This is a genomic window from Arthrobacter sp. ISL-72 (genome assembly GCF_018613755.1).
Classification (GTDB): Bacteria; Actinomycetota; Actinomycetes; order Actinomycetales; family Micrococcaceae; genus Arthrobacter.
This window is the reverse complement of sequence record NZ_JAGGPP010000006.1, coordinates 162,031-182,700: the sequence shown is the minus strand read 5'-3', so window position 1 is coordinate 182,700 and position 20,670 is coordinate 162,031. Positions and strand designations below refer to the sequence as shown.

At 65.1% G+C, this 20,670-nt stretch carries 20 protein-coding genes; 10 read left to right on the top strand and 10 right to left on the bottom strand.

Features of this window, described 5'->3' with window-relative positions; genetic code table 11:
- The first annotated feature begins 54 nt into the window (after window positions 1-54).
- A complete protein-coding gene (locus tag J7I92_RS06190) occupies window positions 55-2,067 on the top strand; it encodes a M3 family metallopeptidase (protein WP_214838583.1) in 2,013 nt (670 codons plus the stop codon).
- 248 nt (window positions 2,068-2,315) lie between these two features.
- Here the strand turns inward: J7I92_RS06190 and pdxS are convergent, their stop codons facing one another.
- From pdxS to J7I92_RS06160, 6 genes are all read right to left on the bottom strand, one after another.
- Window positions 2,316-3,242 (bottom strand): pyridoxal 5'-phosphate synthase lyase subunit PdxS, encoded by a 927-nt coding sequence (pdxS, locus tag J7I92_RS06185; RefSeq protein WP_214838582.1) that lies wholly within the window; start codon window positions 3,240-3,242, stop codon window positions 2,316-2,318.
- Between the two features lie 219 nt (window positions 3,243-3,461).
- Window positions 3,462-4,100: a phosphatidylinositol phosphate synthase gene (gene pgsA / locus J7I92_RS06180; RefSeq protein ID WP_214838581.1), complete on the bottom strand. Its 639-nt coding sequence runs from the start codon at window positions 4,098-4,100 to the stop codon at window positions 3,462-3,464.
- Window positions 4,093-4,683 carry an HIT domain-containing protein gene (locus tag J7I92_RS06175; RefSeq protein WP_214838580.1) on the bottom strand — a complete coding sequence of 197 codons (591 nt, stop codon included), beginning with the start codon at window positions 4,681-4,683 and terminating at the stop codon, window positions 4,093-4,095. The genes pgsA and J7I92_RS06175 overlap by 8 nt, the downstream gene beginning before the upstream one ends.
- Before the next feature lie 21 nt (window positions 4,684-4,704).
- The gene (thrS, locus tag J7I92_RS06170) at window positions 4,705-6,714 is read right to left on the bottom strand and encodes a threonine--tRNA ligase (RefSeq protein ID WP_214838579.1); all 2,010 of its coding nucleotides are present in this window, start codon (window positions 6,712-6,714) and stop codon (window positions 4,705-4,707) included.
- A gap of 133 nt (window positions 6,715-6,847) precedes the next feature.
- On the bottom strand, window positions 6,848-10,348 hold the full coding sequence (locus J7I92_RS06165; protein WP_214838578.1) for a DNA polymerase III subunit alpha: 3,501 nt from the start codon (window positions 10,346-10,348) through the stop codon (window positions 6,848-6,850).
- Window positions 10,345-10,677: a DUF6504 family protein gene (locus J7I92_RS06160; RefSeq protein WP_214838577.1), complete on the bottom strand. Its 333-nt coding sequence runs from the start codon at window positions 10,675-10,677 to the stop codon at window positions 10,345-10,347. The genes J7I92_RS06165 and J7I92_RS06160 overlap by 4 nt, the downstream gene beginning before the upstream one ends.
- 303 nt (window positions 10,678-10,980) lie before the next feature.
- Here J7I92_RS06160 and J7I92_RS06155 point away from each other — a divergent pair, with 303 nt between their 5' ends.
- From J7I92_RS06155 to J7I92_RS06130, 6 genes are all read left to right on the top strand, one after another.
- Window positions 10,981-12,126, top strand: a complete 1,146-nt coding sequence (locus tag J7I92_RS06155) for a glycosyltransferase family 9 protein (protein WP_214839056.1) — start codon at window positions 10,981-10,983, stop codon at window positions 12,124-12,126.
- Between the two features lie 11 nt (window positions 12,127-12,137).
- Window positions 12,138-13,091 carry a glycosyltransferase family 9 protein gene (locus J7I92_RS06150; RefSeq protein WP_214839055.1) on the top strand — a complete coding sequence of 318 codons (954 nt, stop codon included), beginning with the start codon at window positions 12,138-12,140 and terminating at the stop codon, window positions 13,089-13,091.
- A 30-nt stretch (window positions 13,092-13,121) separates the two neighbouring features.
- On the top strand, window positions 13,122-14,318 hold the full coding sequence (locus tag J7I92_RS06145) for a sodium:proton antiporter (protein WP_214838576.1): 1,197 nt from the start codon (window positions 13,122-13,124) through the stop codon (window positions 14,316-14,318).
- 104 nt (window positions 14,319-14,422) lie between these two features.
- Entirely contained in the window at window positions 14,423-14,911 is a 489-nt protein-coding gene (locus J7I92_RS06140; RefSeq protein WP_214838574.1) for a hypothetical protein, read from the top strand.
- Window positions 14,908-16,197, top strand: coding sequence for an ArsB/NhaD family transporter (locus J7I92_RS06135; RefSeq protein WP_214838572.1), 1,290 nt, complete (start codon window positions 14,908-14,910; stop codon window positions 16,195-16,197). Before J7I92_RS06140 ends, J7I92_RS06135 begins: the two co-directional genes overlap by 4 nt.
- 56 nt (window positions 16,198-16,253) lie before the next feature.
- Window positions 16,254-16,640, top strand: a complete 387-nt coding sequence (locus tag J7I92_RS06130; RefSeq protein WP_214838569.1) for a hypothetical protein — start codon at window positions 16,254-16,256, stop codon at window positions 16,638-16,640.
- 39 nt (window positions 16,641-16,679) lie between these two features.
- Here the strand turns inward: J7I92_RS06130 and J7I92_RS06125 are convergent, their stop codons facing one another.
- Window positions 16,680-17,006 carry a chorismate mutase gene (locus J7I92_RS06125; protein WP_055803374.1) on the bottom strand — a complete coding sequence of 109 codons (327 nt, stop codon included), beginning with the start codon at window positions 17,004-17,006 and terminating at the stop codon, window positions 16,680-16,682.
- A 14-nt stretch (window positions 17,007-17,020) separates the two neighbouring features.
- Between J7I92_RS06125 and J7I92_RS06120 the strand changes: the two genes are divergently transcribed.
- Window positions 17,021-17,443 (top strand): VOC family protein, encoded by a 423-nt coding sequence (locus tag J7I92_RS06120; protein ID WP_214838567.1) that lies wholly within the window; start codon window positions 17,021-17,023, stop codon window positions 17,441-17,443.
- A 69-nt stretch (window positions 17,444-17,512) separates the two neighbouring features.
- Here the strand turns inward: J7I92_RS06120 and J7I92_RS06115 are convergent, their stop codons facing one another.
- A complete protein-coding gene (locus J7I92_RS06115) occupies window positions 17,513-18,259 on the bottom strand; it encodes an SOS response-associated peptidase (RefSeq protein WP_214838565.1) in 747 nt (248 codons plus the stop codon).
- Between the two features lie 193 nt (window positions 18,260-18,452).
- Here J7I92_RS06115 and J7I92_RS06110 point away from each other — a divergent pair, with 193 nt between their 5' ends.
- Window positions 18,453-18,710, top strand: coding sequence for a mycoredoxin (locus J7I92_RS06110; protein WP_214838563.1), 258 nt, complete (start codon window positions 18,453-18,455; stop codon window positions 18,708-18,710).
- A 66-nt stretch (window positions 18,711-18,776) separates the two neighbouring features.
- Here J7I92_RS06110 and J7I92_RS06105 read toward each other — a convergent pair whose 3' ends face one another.
- On the bottom strand, window positions 18,777-19,526 hold the full coding sequence (locus tag J7I92_RS06105; protein WP_214839053.1) for a lipoyl protein ligase domain-containing protein: 750 nt from the start codon (window positions 19,524-19,526) through the stop codon (window positions 18,777-18,779).
- Here J7I92_RS06105 and J7I92_RS06100 point away from each other — a divergent pair.
- Complete coding sequence (locus tag J7I92_RS06100; RefSeq protein WP_396020356.1) at window positions 19,423-19,800, top strand: DUF2177 family protein; 378 nt, start codon at window positions 19,423-19,425, stop codon at window positions 19,798-19,800. The two genes, J7I92_RS06105 and J7I92_RS06100, sit on opposite strands and share 104 nt — an antisense overlap.
- On the opposite strand, the gene J7I92_RS06095 is transcribed toward J7I92_RS06100, so the two are convergent.
- A complete protein-coding gene (locus tag J7I92_RS06095) occupies window positions 19,748-20,551 on the bottom strand; it encodes a thioesterase family protein (RefSeq protein WP_214838561.1) in 804 nt (267 codons plus the stop codon). The two genes, J7I92_RS06100 and J7I92_RS06095, sit on opposite strands and share 53 nt — an antisense overlap.
- Window positions 20,552-20,670: the final 119 nt, after the last annotated feature.

Below are 20,670 nucleotides of genomic sequence, written 5' to 3'. Positions count from 1 at the left end.
GAATCCCGGGAAATCACCATTGAGAACCGACCTGTTACATGAAAGGGTTGCTTCATGAACAACCCCCTCCTGACTCCCAGCACTCTGCCGTTCGGGCTTCCGCCGTTTGCCGACATCGAGGAGGCGCACTACGCCGAAGCCGTCCAGTCCGGGCTCAAGGAGCACCTTGCCGAGATCCAGGCAATCGCGGACACCCCGGAACCCGCTGACTTCGAAAATACGGTTCTGGCGATGGAACGCGCCGGGCAGCTCCTCCAGCGCGCCGCCGCCTCGTTCTTCACCCTGGTGTCGGCCGATGCCTCGGACGGGATCCGCGCCCTCGAGACAGAACTGTCCCCGCAGTTCTCGGCCCACCAGGACGCGATTTACATGAACAGGCGGCTGTTCGACAGGATTGCGGCCGTGGACACCGCCGGCCTCGATGCTGAATCCGCCAGGCTGGTCGAGGAGTACCTCAAGGAGTTCCGGCAGTCCGGCATCCAGCTCGATGACGCCGGGCAGGAACGCCTCCGGGAGGTCAATGCGGAGCTGTCACGGCTGGGCACCGACTTCGGCCAGCGCGTCAAGGAGGCAATGAAGTCCTCCGCGCTCCTTCTCGACGACGCCGCCGAACTGGCCGGACTGCCTGCTGACGACATTGCCAGCGCCGCCGAGGCAGCCCGTGCCGCCGGCCATGACGGGAAATACCTCCTCACCCTGATCCAGCCCACCAACCAGCCGGCCATGGCATCCCTGGAAAACCGGGAAGTCCGTCGCCGCCTTTACGAGGCGTCGATCGGCCGCGGGAGCAGCGGTGGCAGCCTTGATGTGCTTGACCTGGTGAAGGCCATGGTTGCCCTCCGCGCGGAGAAGGCCCGGCTGCTGGGTTTCGCCAACTACGCCGAACTCACCGTGGACCGCCAGACGGCGCCGGACTTCGAAGCTGTGCAGAGCATGATGAACCGGCTGGCGCCTGCCGCGGTCCGGAATGCCGACGCCGAGGCGGCCGCACTCGCCGAAGTGGCCGGTCATCCCCTCGAGGCCTGGGACTGGGCCTACTACTCCACGAAAGTGCGGCGCGAACGGTACAGCGTGGACGAACAATCCCTGCGCCCTTACTTCGAACTCAACCGGGTCCTTCGCGACGGTGTCTTTTTTGCCGCCACGGCCCTCTACGGCGTCACCTTCCACGAGCGGCCCGACCTCAAGGGCTATCACCCCGACGTCCGGGTCTGGGAGGTCCGCAACGAGGACGGCTCCGGGCTCGGCCTGTTCCTCGGTGACTACTATGCCCGCGAATCCAAACGCGGCGGCGCCTGGATGAACTCACTCGTGGACCAGTCCGCGCTGCTGGATACACAGCCGGTGGTGATCAACACCCTGAATATCACCACGCCGCCGGCCGGGGAACCCACGCTGCTTACCCTGGACGAGCTCCGGACCGCATTCCACGAGTTCGGGCACGCCCTCCACGGACTGTTTTCCAGCGTGACCTTCCCGAAGTTCTCCGGCACGGCTGTACCGCGCGACTTCGTGGAATACCCGTCCCAGGTCAACGAAATGTGGATCATGTGGCCCGAGGTGCTCGCCAATTACGCCCGGCATCACGTCACGGGCGAGCCCCTCGCACAGGAAATCGTGGACAAACTCAATGAATCCCGGCTCTGGGGCGAGGGCTTCGCCACGGCCGAGTACCTGGGCGCCGCGCTGCTTGACCTCGCTTGGCACGTACTAGACACCTCCAGGGTCCGCGAGGATGTGCTTGAGTTCGAAGCCAAAGCACTGGCCGCGGCCGGCGTCGCGCATGACCTGATCCCGCCGAGGTACCGCACCGGCTATTTCCAGCACATCTTCGCAGGGGACGGTTACGCCGCCGGGTACTACTCCTACATCTGGAGCGAGGTGCTGGACGCGGACACCGTGGAATGGTTCAAGGAGAACGGCGGGCTCACCCGGGCCAACGGGGATTTCTTCCGGGCCGAACTGCTTTCGCGGGGCAACAGCCGCGAGCCGTTGGAGTCCTTCCGGGCGTTCCGCGGCCGTGACGCCAGGCTGGAGCCGCTACTGAAGCGCCGCGGCCTGGAGTAGCGCCCGCCCCGGGCGTCCCCTCCCCCGTCCCCCGCGACCCATCCCCCGGCCACCCATCCGAGTTTTTGTCCAGATAACGCGACTTCCCGCGGGTTGAACCCCCTTTATCTGGGCAAAAACTCGGAGTCGGCAGGAGTGTGAGACGGGAGAAAAGCGAGGCGCGAGGCGGGGAAGTCGGGGAACGTACGACGCCGGCCGGTCACCTTGTGTGGTGACCGGCCGGCGTCGGGGTTAATGCTTTGCTGCTGTTACCAGCCGCGCTCGGCGAGGCGGTGCGGCTGCGGGATCTCGTCCACGTTGATGCCCACCATGGCTTCGCCCAGGCCGCGGGAGGCCTTGGCGATGACGTCGGGGTCGTCGTAGAAGGTGGTGGCCTTGACGACGGCGGCGGCGCGCTGGGCCGGGTTGCCGGACTTGAAGATGCCTGAGCCGACGAACACGCCGTCAGCACCGAGCTGCATCATCATGGCCGCGTCGGCCGGGGTGGCGATGCCGCCGGCGGTGAACAGCACGACGGGGAGCTTGCCGGTGGAGGCAACTTCCTTGACCAGGTCGTACGGTGCCTGCAGTTCCTTGGCCGCGACGTACAGCTCGTCCTCGGGCAGGGCGGCGAGCTTGAGCAGCTCGGCGCGGATCTGGCGCATGTGGGTCGTGGCGTTGGAGACATCTCCGGTGCCGGCCTCGCCCTTGGAGCGGATCATCGCCGCGCCCTCGTTGATCCGGCGCAGGGCCTCACCGAGGTTGGTTGCACCGCAGACGAAAGGAACGGTGAAGTTCCACTTGTCGATGTGGTTGGTGTAGTCGGCCGGGGTCAGGACCTCGGACTCGTCGATGTAGTCCACGCCGAGGGACTGCAGGACCTGGGCTTCGACGAAGTGGCCGATCCGGGCCTTGGCCATGACCGGCACGGACACGGCGTCGATGATCTTGTCGATCATGTCCGGGTCCGACATGCGGGACACGCCGCCCTGGGCGCGGATGTCGGCCGGAACGCGTTCCAGCGCCATCACGGCCACGGCACCGGCGTCTTCGGCGATGCGGGCCTGTTCGACGTTGACGACGTCCATGATGACGCCGCCCTTGAGCATCTCTGCCATGCCGCGCTTGACGCGGCTGCTGCCCGTGACGCTGTTGGCGGACGAGCCGGCTTCGCTGCTTACATCAGGTGTAGACACAAAAACCCCTATGGGTAGCTAGATATTACGTAGATCCGGTCTTTCGGGTCGGCGCAGGCGGCAAGGAGCCGCGACTCGCACACACCGGATTGCCGGATCCAATGACCAGGTACTGCTAATACTAGTCCCACCCCGGGACGCTGCTGAATTCGGGTTACCTGGCGGTCCCGACTGCACCATGGGACGAGCCCGGACGGCAGGTATTTTCAGCGCAGATGCTCAGGCTGCCTGCTGGGAAGCAGTGCCGTTCGGCTCTTCCAGCGACTGCCGGTACACGGTGGCGATCCGCTGGACGACGGTGACCAGGCTGGCCGCCGCCAGCAGGACCAGCGTGACCAGCAGAACCACACTCGGAAGCCCGATGCCCGTAAATCCCGTCACCACCAGCACAGACACCAGCCGTTCGGCGCGCTCAGCAATGCCCACGTTGGCTTGGAAACCGAGTGCTTCGGCCTTGGCCCGGGCGTAGGAGACCACCATGCCGAGCACCAGGCACACGACGGCGGCGACGGCGATCGCGCGGTCCGCACCGCCGGTGAAGAACCAGACGGCCAGGCCGGCAAAGAGGGCTCCGTCGGCAACCCTGTCGAGCGTGGAATCCAGGAAGTTGCCCCAGCGGCCGCCGCGCTCCTGCATCCGTGCCATGATGCCGTCCAGGACATCCGAGAATATGAAGGCCGTAATGAAGAGGGTTCCCCACCACAGCTGGCCCAGCGGGTAAAAGACCAGGGCGCCGACCACCACGCCGGCCGTGCCCACGATGGTGATGGCATCCGGTGAGACGCCGATCTTCAGGAGCCACCGCGCCAGCGGCGAGAACAGCGCGGTGAAGAACCCCCGGGCGTGCCGGTTAAGCACGTTCGTCCTCGGGCCAGGCCTCCGCTACCTGCTGGCGGACCTCGTCCAGCGTCTGCGTGATGGCTTTGGTCTGCGCGATGATGGGGAAGAAGTTGCCGTCGCCGCCCCAGCGCGGAACCACGTGCTGGTGCAGGTGGCCGGCAATTCCGGCGCCGCCCACAACGCCCTGGTTCATCCCGAGATTGAAGCCGCCGGGATTGGCCACCTTCCGCAGGACCCGCATCGCGGTCTGCGTCAGCGCTGCGAACTCCGCGGTCTCCTCCTCGGTCAGGTCCGTGTAGTCCGGCACGTGGCGGTACGGGCAAACCAGCAGGTGGCCCGGGTTATAGGGGAACAGGTTGAGTACCACGTAGGCGGTACGGCCGCGGTAGACGATCAGGGAATCCTCGTCGTTCCGTTCAGGGGCCATGCAGAACGGGCAGTCGTCCTGGTTCTTGAACTGGTGCTGCCCGCCCTTGATGTAGGCCATCCGGTGCGGGGTCCACAGGCGCTGGAATGCATCCGGAACTCCGGCCAGACCGAAATCATCGGTCACGTCGCCGTCGCCCGGATATCCCCCGCCAGCGCCTGTGGTCTCCTGCATCTCGCCTGTCCTCCGCTTCCGCTAGCTGGTCCGGTTGCGGACGGCTTCGACGATCCTCTGGACGGCCTCGGCCACCGGCACGCCGTTGTCCTGGCTGCCGTCGCGGAACCGGAAGGACACCGCTCCGGCCTCGGCATCCTCGCCGCCGGCGATGAGGACGAACGGGATCTTGTCCTTGCTGGCGGTGCGGATCTTCTTCGGGAAACGATCGGAGGAAATATCCACCTCGGCACGGATGCCGGCGGCCTTGAGCTGGTCGACGACGTCGAACATGTAGTCGTTGAACGCCTCGGCAACCGGGATGCCCACCACCTGCACGGGCGCAAGCCACGCGGGGAAGGCACCGGCATAGTGTTCGGTCAGTACGCCCATGAACCGTTCGACGGACCCGAACAGGGCACGGTGGATCATCACCGGGCGCTGGCGGGTGCCGTCAGCGGCCTGGAACTCGAGTTCGAACCGTTCCGGCAGGTTGAAGTCCAGCTGGATGGTTGACATCTGCCAGGTGCGGCCCAGGGCGTCCTTTGCCTGGACGGAGATCTTGGGGCCGTAGAAGGCTGCTCCGCCCGGATCCGGAACGAGCTCCAGGCCGGAGGCTTCGGCCACTTCGGCGAGGGTTCGGGTGGCTTCCTCCCAGGTGGCGTCGTCGCCTACGAACTTGTCCTCGTTCTTGGTGGACAGCTCCAGGTAGAAGTCGTCCAGGCCGTAGTCCTTGAGCAGGCCCAGCACGAAGTTCAGCGTGGTGGTGAGCTCGTCCTTCATCTGCTCGCGGGTGCAGTAGATGTGGGCGTCGTCCTGTGTCATGCCGCGCACGCGGGTCAGCCCGTGCACCACACCGGACTTTTCGTACCGGTAGACCGAACCGAATTCGAAGAGCCGCAGGGGCAGTTCACGGTAGGACCGTCCGCGCGAACGGAAGATCAGGTTGTGCATGGGGCAGTTCATCGGCTTCAGGTAGTAGTCCTGGCCGGGCTTGCGGACCGTGCCGTCCTCGTTCAGTTCCGCGTCGATGTGCATCGCCGGGAACATGCCCTCCTTGTACCAGTCCAGGTGGCCGGAGACTTCGTAGAGGTGCCCCTTGGTGATGTGCGGGGTGTAGACGAACTCGTAGCCGGCATCGACGTGCCGCTGGCGGGAGTAGTCCTCCATGGCCTTGCGGATGATGCCGCCCTTGGGGTGGAACACCGGCAGGCCGGAGCCCAGTTCGTCCGGGAAGGAGAACAGGTCCAGCTCGGCCCCGAGCTTGCGGTGGTCGCGCCGTTCGGCCTCGGCGATGCGCTCCTGGTAGGCCTTGAGGGCGTCCTTGGTGGGCCAGGCGGTGCCGTAGATGCGCTGCAGCTGCTGGTTGTTCTGGTTGCCCAGCCAGTAGGCGGCGGAGGACCTTGTGAGGGCGAAGGCGTTGGAGATGAGCTTGGTGTTGGGCAGGTGGGGGCCGCGGCACAGGTCGCACCAGACGCTATCGCCGCTCTTGCGGTCCACGTTGTCGTAGATAGTGATGTCGCCTGCGCCCACCTCGACGTTGACCCCTTCGCCGGCGTCGTTGGCGTCATTTTTCTTGCCCAGCAGCTCGAGCTTGTAGGGCTCGTCCTTCATGGCTTCGCGTGCCTCGTCCTCGGAAACCACGCGGCGGACGAACTTCTGGTTCTGGTTGATGATCTTGAGCATCATCTTTTCCAGGGTCTTCAGGTCTTCCGGGGTGAACGGCTCGGCGACGTCGAAGTCGAAGTAGAAACCGTCGGTGATGTAGGGGCCGATGCCGAGCTTGGCGTCGGGGCGCAGCTGCTGCACGGCCTGGGCCATCACGTGGGCGGTGGAGTGCCGCAGGACGTTGAGGCCGTCCGGGGAATCGATGGTGACGCCTTCAATCGTGGCGCCCTCGGGAAGCGGCTGGTCCAGGTCTTTCAGTTCGCCGTTGACGCGGGCAACTACGACGTCGCGGCGCTCAAAGAAGAGTTCCGCGCCGGTGGTCCCGGTAGTCACCTTGGTCTCTTCGCCGTCGACGATGAGGGTGATCTTCTGGGCATCTGACACGGGTGTCTCCTATTCAAAGTTAAGGCTTCGTAGCTTGTGGCATACGGGGACCACAGCCAGCCTCGTCCATGCTATCGGTTGGGAGTTAGGGCCACCAAAGCGGCACGGCGGGCCAGGCATGGCTGAAGTGCAGTTAGCTGCCCAGTCCGGTGATAGCCAGGTTGCGGCTGATTCCGTCCAGCGGACCGCGCAGCTGCAGGTCCGGTTCCCAGGGGGCAGCGGGTTGTTTGTCCGGGAACGGGAGCGTCTCAGGGCGGCTGAGGTCCCATGCCATGCTGGCGCTGATGCTGATTCCCCGCGGCCCGGTCCTGCGGGTGTTGCCGCGGATGAGGAGCAGGCGGGTGCCGAACAACAGCGGGCCTGCCAGCTCCTGGGCTTCATGGAAGAACACGGAGTCAACGCAGCCCGTGCCGTCGTCGATGCTGATGAACACCACCCGGCGCCCGCCACGCATAGGTGGCGTCTGGGTGGCGATCCGGACTCCGGCCACCAGCACTTCGGTGCCGTTGCGCAGCCCAAGGAGCTTGTCCGCCGTCGTGACCCCCAGCCGGTCGAGCAGCGGCCGATGGCTGGACATCAGGTGTTCGCTGACATCGACCGCCATCAGGTCAAGCTCTGCCCTGACGTTCTCCACCATGCTCGGAGCAGGCAGCTCCGGTTTCAGGTTCCTGAGTTCAACATCACCCAGGGGCAGGGACAGCTGGCCTTCGATGACCTCAGCTCCCTTTTTGGTGGGCCGGCCCTGGAGGGACTGGAGGTGCTGGACGAGGTCCGCCCGGTTGGCGGCTCCCCCGGATTCGCGGTGCAGGGCGTCGAATGCTCCCAGCTGGGCAAGCCGCTTGATGCTGGGCTTGCTCAGACGGGAGCGGGCACGGAGGTCTGCCAGGGAGTCGTAGGGCTGGCCCGCCACGATCCTTTTGAGCTCAGCGCCGGAGAGTCCGTAGATGCCGTTAAGGCTCAGCCGGATACCCAGTTTTCCACCCTCCGGTCCGGATGCGATCCGTTCCACGCGGTACTCCGCCTGGCTCCTGTTGATGTCCAGGGGAAGGATGGGGATCCCCATCCGCCGGGCTTCGGCAACGAGGAGCCGTTTGGGGTACATGCCTGGATCGTGTTCCCACAGTCCGGCCAGGAAGGCTTCGGGATGGTGGGCTTTCAGCCAGGCCGACTGGTAGGTGGGCACGGCAAAGGCGGCACCATGAGCTTTGCAGAAGCCGAAACTCGCGAAGGATTTCAAGGTCCCCCAGACCTTGTCTACGACATCCGGCGAATACCCCTTGGCTTTTGCCTCGCGGCGGAAGAACTCCTCAACCTGGGATTCCAGGACATCGTTGCTCAACGCCCTGCGGAACTCATCGGCTTTCGCCAGTCCACAGCCGGTCATCACGTCAAAGGTCCTCAGGATTTGCTCGTGGAAGACCGTCACACCGTGGGTTTCCTGCAGCACCGGCTTCAGGTCCGGGTGCGGGTATGTCTCCGGGGCGAAGCCGTGCCTGTGTTCGAGGAAGGGCCGGACCATGTCCGATTTCATGGGCCCGGGGCGGAACAGCGAGATGTCGATGATGAGGTCGTTGAACTCACGCGGGGCCATCTTCCCCACCAGTTCCCGCTGGCCCGGGGACTCAATCTGGAAACATCCCAGGGTGTGGGTGCTGCGGATCAGCTCATAGGTTGGTTCATCGTCCAGCGGCACGGCATTGAGGTCAATGTGCCCGTCAGCGGCGATGTAATCCGGCCCGGTGCCATCCGGCCCTGTCGGGTGGGCGCCGGCGGCCACCACTTCGGCTTTGGAGGGATGGAGCCTGACCACTTCCCTGACGGCAAAGGCCATGGCGCTCTGCATCCGGACACCCAGGACATCCAGCTTGAGCATCCCCATGGGATCCATGTCATGTTTATCGAACTGGCTCATGGGCAGGCCAAGTCCGCTTGGCTGGACCGGTGTGCGGTCCAGCAGGGTGGCATCGCCAAGGATCACGCCACACGGATGCATGGAGATGTGCCTCGGCAGGCGGTCGAGGCGCTCGGTCAGGTCGACAAGCAGGTCCAGCTGCTGGTTTTCCGCGAAATCGCGTTGCTCCACCCGCCCCGCGAACTCCTTCAGCTCAGGTTTTTCCACCAGCGCCTCGCGGAAGTTCCGTGCCGAAAAGCGCCACAGCTGCTTGGCGATTTCGCCGATGTCGCCGTCGTCCATTCCCAGCGCCAGCCCGGCGTCCCGGACGGCACCGCGAGCGCGGTAGCCGTTCTGCATGCTCATGAGGGTGACACGTTCCGCGCCGAAGCGGTCAAAGATCCGGCGGTAGACGTTGTGTCGTTCGGCGCTTTCGACGTCGATATCGATGTCCGGGAGGGTGGCCCTGTCGCGGGAAAGGAACCGCTCGAAAATGAGGTCGTGCTGCAGGGGGTTCACCTGGCTGATGTCGATCAGGTAGTTAACCAGGCTGGAGGCGCCGGAGCCCCGTGCCGCGGCCCTGACCCCCATGTCTATGATCATTCGGGAAACCTCGGCCACCGTGAGGAAGTAGGAGGCGAAGCCCAGGTTTGCGATGATCCGCAGTTCATGCTCCAGCCGCGCCCTCATGTCCGCCTCGGGCCGCCCTGATATCCCAGGGAACCGCCGGCTGATTCCCGCCTCGCACCGCTGGGTCAACTCAACCAGGGGATCGCCCTCGATGCCGATGACGGACGCTTCCGGAACAACTGGCTGCTTCCATCCCATGTCCGTGACGGGGTCTATCCGGCAGCGGTCCGCGAGCGCCTCGGTTTGGCCGAGGAGCCTGCCGAGGTCAGCTGCTCCGTAGCCCGCGGCCTGGATGATCTCCTTGCCGAGTTCGAGCATTTGGGCGGAAGTTTTCAACCATCCCCGGCCGTTCGGCTGCAGCAGCGGCTCGGAGGTTAGTTCGGGCAGGGATTTCAGGGTGCGGGCTGAATCCAGAACATCTGCCGTGGCGGCGCCGTCCTCCGCGCAATACCGCACTGCATTGGTGAGCACGGCGGGCACCCCGTGCTCGGCCGCAAGCTTGAGCATCCGCACTGCCCGGGCGGTGCTTAACGGCTCACCCGGGGCGCTGAGGTGTGACACTACCTCCGCTGCCACTGTTTCCTTGGGCATGGCATCCAGCCACTGTTTGAACAGGGTGCGGGGCCGAAGGTACCGCCGCCCGCCCATTGCCCTGCCAACGTCCGAGTCCGGCCCGATCAGTACCGTCAGCACCGGCTCCAGTGTTTCCGGGTTCAGTGACCGGGAGGCGATTTCGGCGCGGGTCACCGCGACGGGAACCACTCCCCCGGCATTGCCGGAGGTGCGGGCATGGGCATCCGAAATCAGCCGGCAGAGTGCGCGGTAGCCCGCACCGTTGTTGTGTCCGTGGGCGAGCACAACGACGCGGCCGCCGAGCTGGGTGCGGTGGTCGCCGTCGTCGTCGAAGACTGCAAGGTCAACCCCGACGACGGGATCCAGCCCCGACGCCATGCAGGCTTTGAGGTGTTTGACCGTGCCGTAGAGGCCGTCCCTGTCGGTGCAGGCCAGCGCCGTGGCTCCGTCAGCGGCCGCTGCCTGGGCCAGCTCGTCCGGCCAGGAGACGCCGTAGTGCGCGCTGAAAGCGGTGGAAACGTGGAGATGGGTGAAGCTCATGCTGATTTCGGCTTCAGGGCGTCGTGAATCCGCAGCAGCCGCCAGCGTCCGCTGCCGATGTTCCTTGTCAGGTCGAGGGTGAGGATTTCATTCTGTTGCTGTTCTTCCTTGGCCCCGGCAAGCCGGACCTGCACGCGCCAGATCTCATGGTCCACCAGTCCCGGACCGGTTCCCAGCGGCGCCCGGGTTTCCTCTGCCCACCACTGCCGCCGCTCAAACCAGCGCACAGGCTCTGCGCAGACCATGTACTGCCTGCCCGCCCAGGTGAGTGCCGACGGCTGGCCGGCGGGGGTGCAGACGACGTCCACACCTTCGCTGAACATGCCCATTGGCGCCTCCCGGAACAGCACTTGAAATGATGAATTCGAAACAACGCATTTGAAAGAACTGATTCGAATATATCTTCGAATGCAACAAGTCTACGCCGGAGCAATGGCAAAACATACTCCTGGCGGGTTATCCCGGGTTCCCTGCCCCCCGGGCGGCGGGGCCCTCCATAACCGAAGGGCTGGGCACGGCTACCCGCGGGTAGCGGCAATCGGCCGAAGCACCGTATTGTGTCACCACGGGCAGCGGGCCGGACGTCGCCAGGACGGCACTCCGGGACGGTGCAGGAACCGAAAGGTGCGCTGGTGGAGCAGTTGACGGCAGAGTTCGGCGGTGCCGGACGCATCGGCACGAGTGTGGGTCCCGTCCTGGAAAAGTTCGACGGCGTGTCCCGTATCGCCGTGTTGCGCGGCGGAGGTCTGGGGGACCTGATCTTTGCCATACCTGCCATGGCTGCGCTGAAGGCAGCCTATCCCGATGCCACCATGACGTTGCTGGGCACCCCCCTTCACCGTGCCCTGGTCAGTGCCACGTCCAGTCCGGTCAACGACGTCCAGGTGCTGCCGTTCTCTGAGGGTGTCCGGCCGGGGAAGGAGAACCCGGATGAACTGGAGGATTTCTTCAAGGACATGAGGGAACGCCGCTTTGACCTTGCCGTCCAGCTCCATGGCGGCGGGCGGTATTCCAATCCTTTCCTCCTCCGGCTGGGAGCGCGCCATACGGTAGGTACCAGGACCCCCGATGCCGCCAGCCTCGAGCGGACAGTTCCTTACCTTTACTATCAGCACGAGCCCCTGCGGGCGCTGGAAGTTGCTGGATTCGCGGGTGCCTTCCCCGTGGACCTGGAAGCACGGCTCGCCCCTGCCGGGGACGCCCTGACTGCGCATCCGTTGCGTATGGAAGAAGCCCCGGGCCCGCTGGTGGTAATCCACCCCGGCGCCACCGACCCCCGCCGGCGCTGGTCGGCCGAAAGGTTTGCTGAACTGGCGTCCGCCTGCGCGGCCGACGGCTGCCAGGTCCTGGTGGTCGGCGACGCGGGCGAACAGCAGTTGGCTGAGCAGATAGTGGAACTCGCGGCAGCGGGGCCTGTCCGTTCACTGGCCGGTCAGCTGGATATGGCCGGCCTCGTTGCCGTGTTGGCAAGCGCTGCGGTGGTGGTTGGCAACGACAGCGGGCCCCGGCACCTCGCCCAGGCACTCGGCGTGCCCACCGTGGGTATCTTTTGGTTCGGTAACGTCATCAACGCCGGTGCCCTGGGCAGGAGCTGCCATCGCATCCACGCGGCCTGGGTGACTTCCTGCCCCACCTGCGGGGTCGATGTCACCCAGGTGGGCTGGACGGCGCCGCGCTGCGCCCACGACGATTCCATGGTTGCCGGGATCGGCGTCAGCGGCGTATATGAGGATGTCCGCAGCCTTGTGGCTACAGAACTGCCAAAGCAGCGCCAGTGAGCGGGCAAGGGGTGGATACGGTGGAGGCCGGGACTTCACACGATGGGAGGCCCGAGCTCCTGGTCCTGCGGGCGCTCAAACTTGGCGACCTGTTGGTGGCAGTGCCGGCGCTCAAGGCATTACGGCGGGCGTTTCCTGAGCACAGGCTCCGGTACGCTGCCCAGGGATGGTTATCTGAAGCCCTGGGGCTCGTTGGCGGCTACGACCTCCTGCCGACCCACGGGCTCGATGAGCCTCTGTCCCCCGAGCCAGGGGTTGTGGACATTGCCGTGAACCTGCACGGCAGCGGGCCCGAAAGCCAGGAACGCATTGAAGCGCTGAAGGCCAGACAGACGATCGGGCACCGGAGCGCCTACGGGGACGGCCCGCCGTGGTGCCCGGAACTCCACGAGCGGGAGAGATGGGTCCGGCTTCTGCAGTGGCATGGAATTGAAGCTGACCCGCTGGACCTGCGGCTCAATGCTCCACACGTGCCCAGCCCGGTTCCTGGCGCAGCTGTCCTGCATGTCGGAGCGGCTTACGGCAGCCGTCTCTGGCCGGCCGAGCGTTTCGCCGCCGTGGCCTCCCGTCTGGCGCAAGCTGGACACCATGTTGTGTTTACCGGCGGCAGCGGCGAGAAGGAGCGGGCAGCGGACGTTTGCGCCCGTGCCGGGCTTCCTGACACTGCTGTTCTGGCCGGAAAGCTCAGTCTCGCCGAATTCGCTGCAACCATCGCAGCTGCGCGGCTAGTGGTTTCTGCGGACACCGGCGCCGCGCACCTGGCCTCCGCCTACGGCACGCCGTCGGTGGTGTTGTTCGGGCCGGCTCCGCCGGAGATCTGGGGACCGCCGCCGGGGCCGCACTTGGTCCTCACCAAAGCGGAACTGCGGCTAGGGGACACCTTTGCCGCCCAGCCGGATCCGGCACTGCTGGCCGTCGACGTGAAGGATGTCCTCGCCGGCGTGCGGGAACTGGGCCTGCTCTGAACGAGGGCAAAGTCCGTCCAGGAGGGGTCCATGCACACTGCGTTGCTTTTGTCCTTCGCCATTCTGCTGCTCATCGGCGTGCTCATCTCCGAGCGCGCCCACCGGACCGTGCTGTCCACCGCCGTGCTCTTCCTGGTAGGCGGGTTCCTGCTCGGGCCCGGAGCCCTCGGTGTGGTCACGGTCTCGGCAGGCGATCCGCTCGTAGGCGGGCTTGCCGAGCTTGCACTGTTCTCCGTCCTTTTCACGGACGGGATGCGCGTCGGATTCAGGGACCTGCGCTCGGCGTGGCGCCTGCCGGGCCGCGCCCTGCTGCTCGGGCTGCCACTGACCCTTGCCCTGACAGCGTTGTTCGCCTACTACATTGCCGGGCTGCCCTGGCTTGAATCCTTCCTCCTCGGCGCCATCCTCGCCCCCACTGATCCGGTGTTCGCCGCGGCCATCGTGGGCAGGGAGAAAGTGCCCGGCCGGCTGAGGCACCTGCTAAACGTCGAATCCGGGGTGAACGACGGTTTAGCCTTGCCGATCGTGCTCGTTCTGCTGGCCGCGGCCGGGGGCAGCGACGCCCACGGAGAACAGCTGCTGCTGGAGATCGTTTTGGGCATCCTGGTCGGCATCGTGGTGCCCGCCGTCGTTCTCGCACTCGAACGGCTTCCTTTCCTGCAGGCGAAGACGTCACTGCAGCCTCTGCTGGCGGTGTCCATAGGGCTCCTGGTGCTCGCGATCTGCGAGGCGACCCATGCCAACCTCTTCCTGGGCGCCTTTACCTCAGGTATTACCGTAGCCAGCCTGGGCAGGGAACTCCGGCATGAGTTTGAACAGTTCGGCGAACTGGTGACCGAGTTACTGAAACTGGCTGCCATCATGGTGTTCGGCGCCCTGATCACCCCGGACTTCCTGTTCCGTGAGATCCCCTTTGCCGGTTGGATCTTCGCGCTCCTGGCCCTCCTCATCGCCAGGCCCTTGGCCCTTCTGGTGTCCTTCCTCGGGGCCAGGCTGACGATGCGGGAACAGGTGGCCGCGATGTGGTTCGGCCCCAAAGGATTCGCCTCCGTGGTGTACGGCCTGATCATCCTGGAATCAGGAATCGCATTGGCGGACGAGGTTTACCATCTTGTTGCGCTGGTGATCGTGCTCTCCATCCTGTCCCACTCTTCGACCGACGTGGTCATAGCCCGTCAGTTCACCGGCAGCCAGGCAGGCACGGAAGAAAGAGCGACAAATGCCTGACAGCCCTCGACGCTTTGGGGACGCTGGCCCGCTGAGGGCGCCGGTGGTTGGATGGGGCTACGCTACCGCTCGTTTTACGTCCCGTGAGTTACTAAGGAGTTGCCGTGCGTGCTGTGGACCTGAAAGTTTCCCTGCCTGTGGTTCGCCGCGAGACCACTGCGGTGGAAGCCGGGCGCCTGATAGCAGACAGCGGTTTGGTGGGGCTTGTCATTGCGAACAGGCTGGGAGTTCCCACAGCGATAGTCTCGGCGGTGGACGTGCTGCGGCTCATGCTGCCCGGGTACCTTCTCGACGACGTCTCGCTGGCCGCCGTTTTCGACGAGGCCGGGGCCGGCGAATTGTGGGAACACATTTCAGAACGGACTGTCGGCGAAATGCTTGACGACGCGGGCGTCGCAGTCCGGAAGATCCTTTCCGTTGAGTCCGACGCCACCCTGGTAGAGATTGCGGCGCGCATGGTCGATGCCAGGACCCAGATCGCCTTGCTCCGCGACTCGCCCCCGGACGCCCCGATGTTTGTCACGCTTCCCGCCGTCATTAGCGCTGTCCTGGCCACTGCCGGCGGCGCCGGCCCCGGGGTTGCGGAACAGTGACGATCCAGGTCGTTCTTGCGCTCGCTGTCTTTGCCGCGGCTTACGTGCTGATCGCTACGGAAAAGCTCCCGCGGATGACCACGGCGCTTGGCGGCGCGGCCGCCATGGTCCTGATCGGTGCCACGAACGACACGGAAATGTTCTTTTCGCCGGAGAGCGGGATCGACTGGAACGTCATCTTCCTCCTGCTGGCCATGATGATTATTGTCGGCATCATCCGGCAGACCGGTCTCTTCGAGTTCCTCGCGATCTGGGCCGCGAAGAAGGCCCGGGGCTATCCGTTCCGGATCATGGTGATCCTGGTGGTCATCACGGCCGTGCTCTCCGCGTTCCTGGACAACGTCACAACTGTGCTGCTCACCGCCCCGGTCACCCTCCTGGTTTGCGAGCGGCTCGCGGCGCCCCCGGTTCCTTTCCTGATCGCGGAGGTGATGGCCAGCAACATCGGCGGCACGGCGACACTGATCGGTGACCCGCCGAACATCATCATCGCCAGCCGCGGAGGCTTGACGTTCAACGACTTCATCATCAACCTCGCGCCGATAGTCGCGGTCCTCCTCGTCGTTTTCATCGGACTGTGCCGCTGGATGTTCCGCTCGGCCTTCCTTTTCCATCCGGACCGGGCCGCGCGCGTCATGGCCCTGAACGAGAAGGAGGCCCTGGGCGAAAAGTCATTGCTGATCAAATCGGTTGTAGTGGTGGGGCTGGTGCTGGCAGGATTCGTTGCCCGACCGCTGCTGGGCCTGGCACCGTCCGTTGTGGCGATGCTCGGCGCAGGCCTCCTTGTGCTGCTTGCCCGGCTCGAACCGCGAAAGGTGTTCGGCGATGTCGAATGGGAGACGCTGCTGTTCTTTGCCGGCTTGTTCATCATGGTCGGTTCCCTGGTCAACCTTGGGGTGATCGAGTCGGTGGGAGAGTCCATGGCTTCCCTGATCGGAGATCAGTACGACGTCGCCGCCCTGGCCCTGCTGGCAGGCTCGGCTTTGGTGTCAGGCCTCATTGACAACATCCCCTACGTGGCCACGCTCGCTCCCATCACGCATGGCCTTGTGGAGGCAGGCGGCGACGCCGCCAGGCCCCTCTGGTGGGCGCTGGCCCTCGGGGCCGATCTGGGCGGCAATGCCACAGCTGTCGGGGCAAGCGCGAACGTCGTCGTCATCGGCATAGCGAAGCGCTACGACCACCCCATTTCCTTCTGGACGTTCACCAAGTACGGGCTCGTGGTCACCGTCGTCACCATAGGACTCTGCCTGCCTTACGTGTTTATCCGGTACTACATGTTCTGAGAGGCGCCGTGGGAACAGGGGTGGACGGACGGGATCACAGGGAGCAGGATTGAGCCATGAGCTCCCATGACGCATTCCTGAAGCATGTAGCGATCGCCGCCAAGGACTCAACCTTGGTGGCGACTTTTGATATTGACGGCAATATCCCCGGGTCCGGCGCCTATGTGGTGGGCCTGGTGGCGGCCACAGAGGATCATTCCCATCAACGAAGAATGGGAATCGAGTTTATGAACGGCGAAGCTGTGTCCTTCTACTGCTTCAGCCACGACGGCACCGAGGAAAATTTTGACCTCAGCGGCGTTGAACATTCAGGCAGCACCATTACCGGGCATTTTCCCCTGAGCACGGTCATGGGGCTGGTGAAAGGCCACCTGATGACCGCTTTCAGCGACGCGGACGGCAGGGAGTACCAGGCCAACGTGCCGGTGGAGGAATCGCTGTAACAGCCCGGCCGGGATAACGGGCGGGAGAGTCGCCGGCCGTTAGCTGCTGGCGTTGTGAACTTTCATCTCAAGCTCGGTGAAGGCCGTGATCATGGCACGGTAGGTCTTCTCCACGATGTCCGGGTCGATGTCCTTCTTCTCCGCAGCGGCACGGACATGCTCAATGACCTTTTCCACCCGGCCCGGGGCGCGGACTTCGGCGTCATCGCCCTTCAGGGTGCCGGAGATCCGGATCAGGCGTTCACGGCGCGCAATCAGGGTGACAATCTGCTCGTCCACCTCGTCGACGGCCACACGGACAGCTGCCAGCTGCTCCCTGTCGGCCTGGGCGTCTTTGTCGTGTCCGTGATTTGTGGGCATATGCATGACAGTATCTAAGAATGCAGCCTCGAGTCGACTTCATTTCACTGGGCGTCCGCAGTGTTGACGCCTCCCGCGCCTTCTACGTCACTGGCCTTGGCTGGCCGGTACACCGGGAAGTTCCCGGTGAAGTGGTGTTCATCCAGGCCAACCACGGCCTCATACTTTCCCTCTGGAAGGCCGACCAGATGCAGGCGGAGGCTGCCGTGGACAATCCCGCCGGGGTCCCCTGCATTACCCTGAGCCACAACGTGGCCGCCGCGGTCGACGTCGACCGCGTCATGGCCGAAGCTGCGGCCGCCGGGGCGACAGTGGTGACCGCGCCGAAAACACAGTCCTGGGGCGGCTACACGGGGTACTTTGCCGATCCGGACGGGTTCCGCTGGGAAGTCGCCTTCAACCCCACGTGGACGGTCGACGCCGGCGGCAAAGTCACAGTGTGACAAAGGGCGGTGTGACAAGAGCAAGTCTGCAAAAAGGACCGCCCGGACCTGGCTCGGACCGGCAGCCGCCTAGAACAGGCTTCCCACCGGCTGGATGAGGTCCGGGGAGTCATTCTTGACGTTCCCGACGGCGGTGCCGACGGCGTCGATCGTCCAGCCTTCGGCGACGTCGTGTGCACCGGCCCGGACCAGATCAACCAGTCCTGCGGCATCATCGGCCTGCGGGTCCAGCCACGCCTGCATGGTTTCGCGGTCCATGGGCAGGGGAACCCTGTCATGCAGGGCGGTGAGCTCGGCCAGCATTCCCCCGGCGTAGCCTTCAGGCGGCGAGTCGGTGGTCATGATGGAGGTGGAGAGCATCCACCGCTGCGGATCTCCTTCGGGTTTGGACGGGTCCTTCCACCATTCATACAGCCCGGCGAACACCAGCGGCCGGCCGTCCTTCGGGTGGACATAGTAGGGCTGCTTGTTGCGCCCTTCGCCCTTCCATTCGTAGTAGCCGTCCGCGGGCACGGCGCAGCGCCGGGACTTGGTCGCCTTCCGGAACGCCGGCTTCTCCAGGACGCTCTCGCTCCGGGCATTGATCATCTTCGAGCCGATGGAAAGATTCTTGGCCCAGGACGGCACCAGTCCCCAGCGGGCAACATGCAGTTGCCGCACCGGAGTGCCGTCCACAAGCCGTTCCAGCAGGATGGGCACGTCGGCAGTCGGAGCCACGTTCCACGACGGCGGTACGGCCAGCTCCTCTTCCAGTTCAGCATCGAACTCTGCCAGCAGGTCCCCGACAGCCCTCGCCATCACGTAGCGTCCACACATGCCACCAGCATGCCACCGCACGCCCCGACGTGTCACCCGGGGTAACGCAGGAGCGCGCTGTCGCTGCGGCGGCGGGCCCGCGGCGTCAATAGAGCGGGGAGACCGCCGGGGGAATACCGGCCGCCGGGTTACGGTTGAGGGGATAGACACCTGCTTGATAACAGCGAGCAACAACGAGCTTGAGGAGAACTCAGTGGATTTCACTCCCGAATCCGGCACCATCACCATGTTTTCGACCACTTGGTGCGGGTACTGCAACCGTCTGAAGAAGCAGCTCGACGCCCAGGGCATCGGTTACACCGAGATCAACATCGAGGAAGTTGAAGGCACCGCCGACCTCGTGGAGCAGCTCAACGGAGGCAACCGGACCGTCCCCACCGTCCTGTTCCCAGACGGCACGGCGGCCACCAACCCGTCGGCAGCCGAGGTCAAGAACCGGCTCGCGGCCTAAGACGTCAGTTCATTGCGGAAGGCCGGGCACCGGACGTGCCCGGCCTTCTGCATGCCGCCAGTCCCGTTACTCCTGCAGGCCCGCGAAGTCCGCGTAGGCCAACGCCGCGTACCCGGCATAGGTGTTGATGACCGCCGCTTCGATGGCCGCAACGTCGAGGCCCGGCACGAGGTCGTCGACGGCGCCTGCAGTGGCCGGGTCCCAGTCCAGCCCAAGGGCGGCGTAGCTGGCTTCCAGGACTTTGCGGATCGGTGCGGAATCTTCCACCACCATGACGGAGCTGAACAGCCAGCCGCCTGAGACCACCCGCTGGGCGGTTCCGATCAGTTTGACCCGGTGCTGGGGATCCGCCGGGTGCTGGCCGTGGACGCTGAACTCCCCCGGGCAGTACTCGCCCGGGATTTCGCCGACTGCGGCGTGCACACCGGCGTTCCTCAGGGCGTCTGCCAGCAGCTCGCCGAAGAAGGCGAACCGCTTTTTGGCGCCGGCGATGGCATCGGCATGCGGTTCCACGTGGTCAACGATCAGCGTTCCTTCGTGGTACGCCGCAGCCCGGCCGCCGGCCTTCCGGACCAGCGGCTCAAACCCGAGCTCCCGGCACGCCTGGGCCGCTGCCTCAAAGCCGGGAAGGTGGGCGTCGCGCTGGCCGAAGGCCACAGTGGGAGCCGGGCGGTAGAGCCTGAGGGTCGGGCCGATCCTGCCGGTCTTGGCCATGCCCAGCAATTCAATGCCGAATGCCAGGTCCCGCGCAGCCCCCAGCGACTCCTCCTGCCGGACGATGGTCAGCGTGGCTGGTGCGCCGGCCGCGTGCTGCATCTTGCTAAGCTCCCTTATGGTCATTCTGCAATTCCTGGTGGTCGCAGCCGCGTTCGCCGTTATCGATGCCATCTGGCTTAAGACGATGAACCCCTTTTACCGCGGCCAAATCGGTGAATTGCTGGCCGAGCGGCCCAATCTAGGGTACGCGGTGGTATTCTACGTGACCTACATTGCCGGGATCGTGTTCTTTGCCTGCGTCCCGCGCTCGACGGCGAGCGCTAGGTCCTGCGGATGGTCAGGATCTGCTCTGCCCGGCCGAAGGGCCCGCTGAGGTCGTGCAGCACCGTTGACGTGAGCCCGATGCCGTCTGCTCCGAACGAGACGGCGTTATCCAGGCCAAGCCAGTCACCAGCGGGTTTCCGGTACATGTGGATCTGCAGGTCCAGGTTGGGGAACGCGTAGCTGCCCTTGCCCGGAGGCACCCGGGCCGCTATTCCGTTGGCGGTGTCCACGAGGCCCATCAGCCGTGCCGTGTCGCCGCTGTCCGCAGCATCTGTGAGCGGGTGTCCCGTGCGCAGCCAGACCTTCCCGGCACCCGGACGGTGTCCGTCGGCAACCCGCATCTCCAGGGAACGGATGTAGCCTCCCGGCCAGACGCTGGCGCCGTCATAGGGTGAGCACTCGTCCGGCCGCGGAATCCGGGCGTCTTCGACCGCCGCCACCGCGGTGGTATCGGAGATGATCATCCGCCACGCCGTGGCACGGATCGCCACGCGTCCGTTGGCCACGAGTTCGGCCTGGAGGAGTTCGATAGTGCGGCCGGGCCGCAGGGTGGTGGTGACGACCTCAAATTCGCCGCCCGGAATCAGTCCCAGGATCTCGTAGCTGAGACGGGCCATCCGGACGTCCTCCCGGGGTTCGTGCCGTTCCAGGCAGTCCGCCATCAGCCCCGATGCGGGCGCCATGTGCTGTTCATGCACGTTCCAGGCGCCCTGGGCGTGAATCGTGGAGCGGAACTTTCCGCCGCCCATCGACTCGTAGTAGAAATCGCCCTCGGCAAGTTCCGGCAGTTCAGCAGTCAACGTTGACCCTTTCGCATAGCTGGTGATGATCCCAGAACACACTATCGCTTGCTTTGTTGCCGCCGGGCTCACAGCTTCCTCATATCCGTGCCTCATGGCCCGTAGAAGTCCGGTGCCTA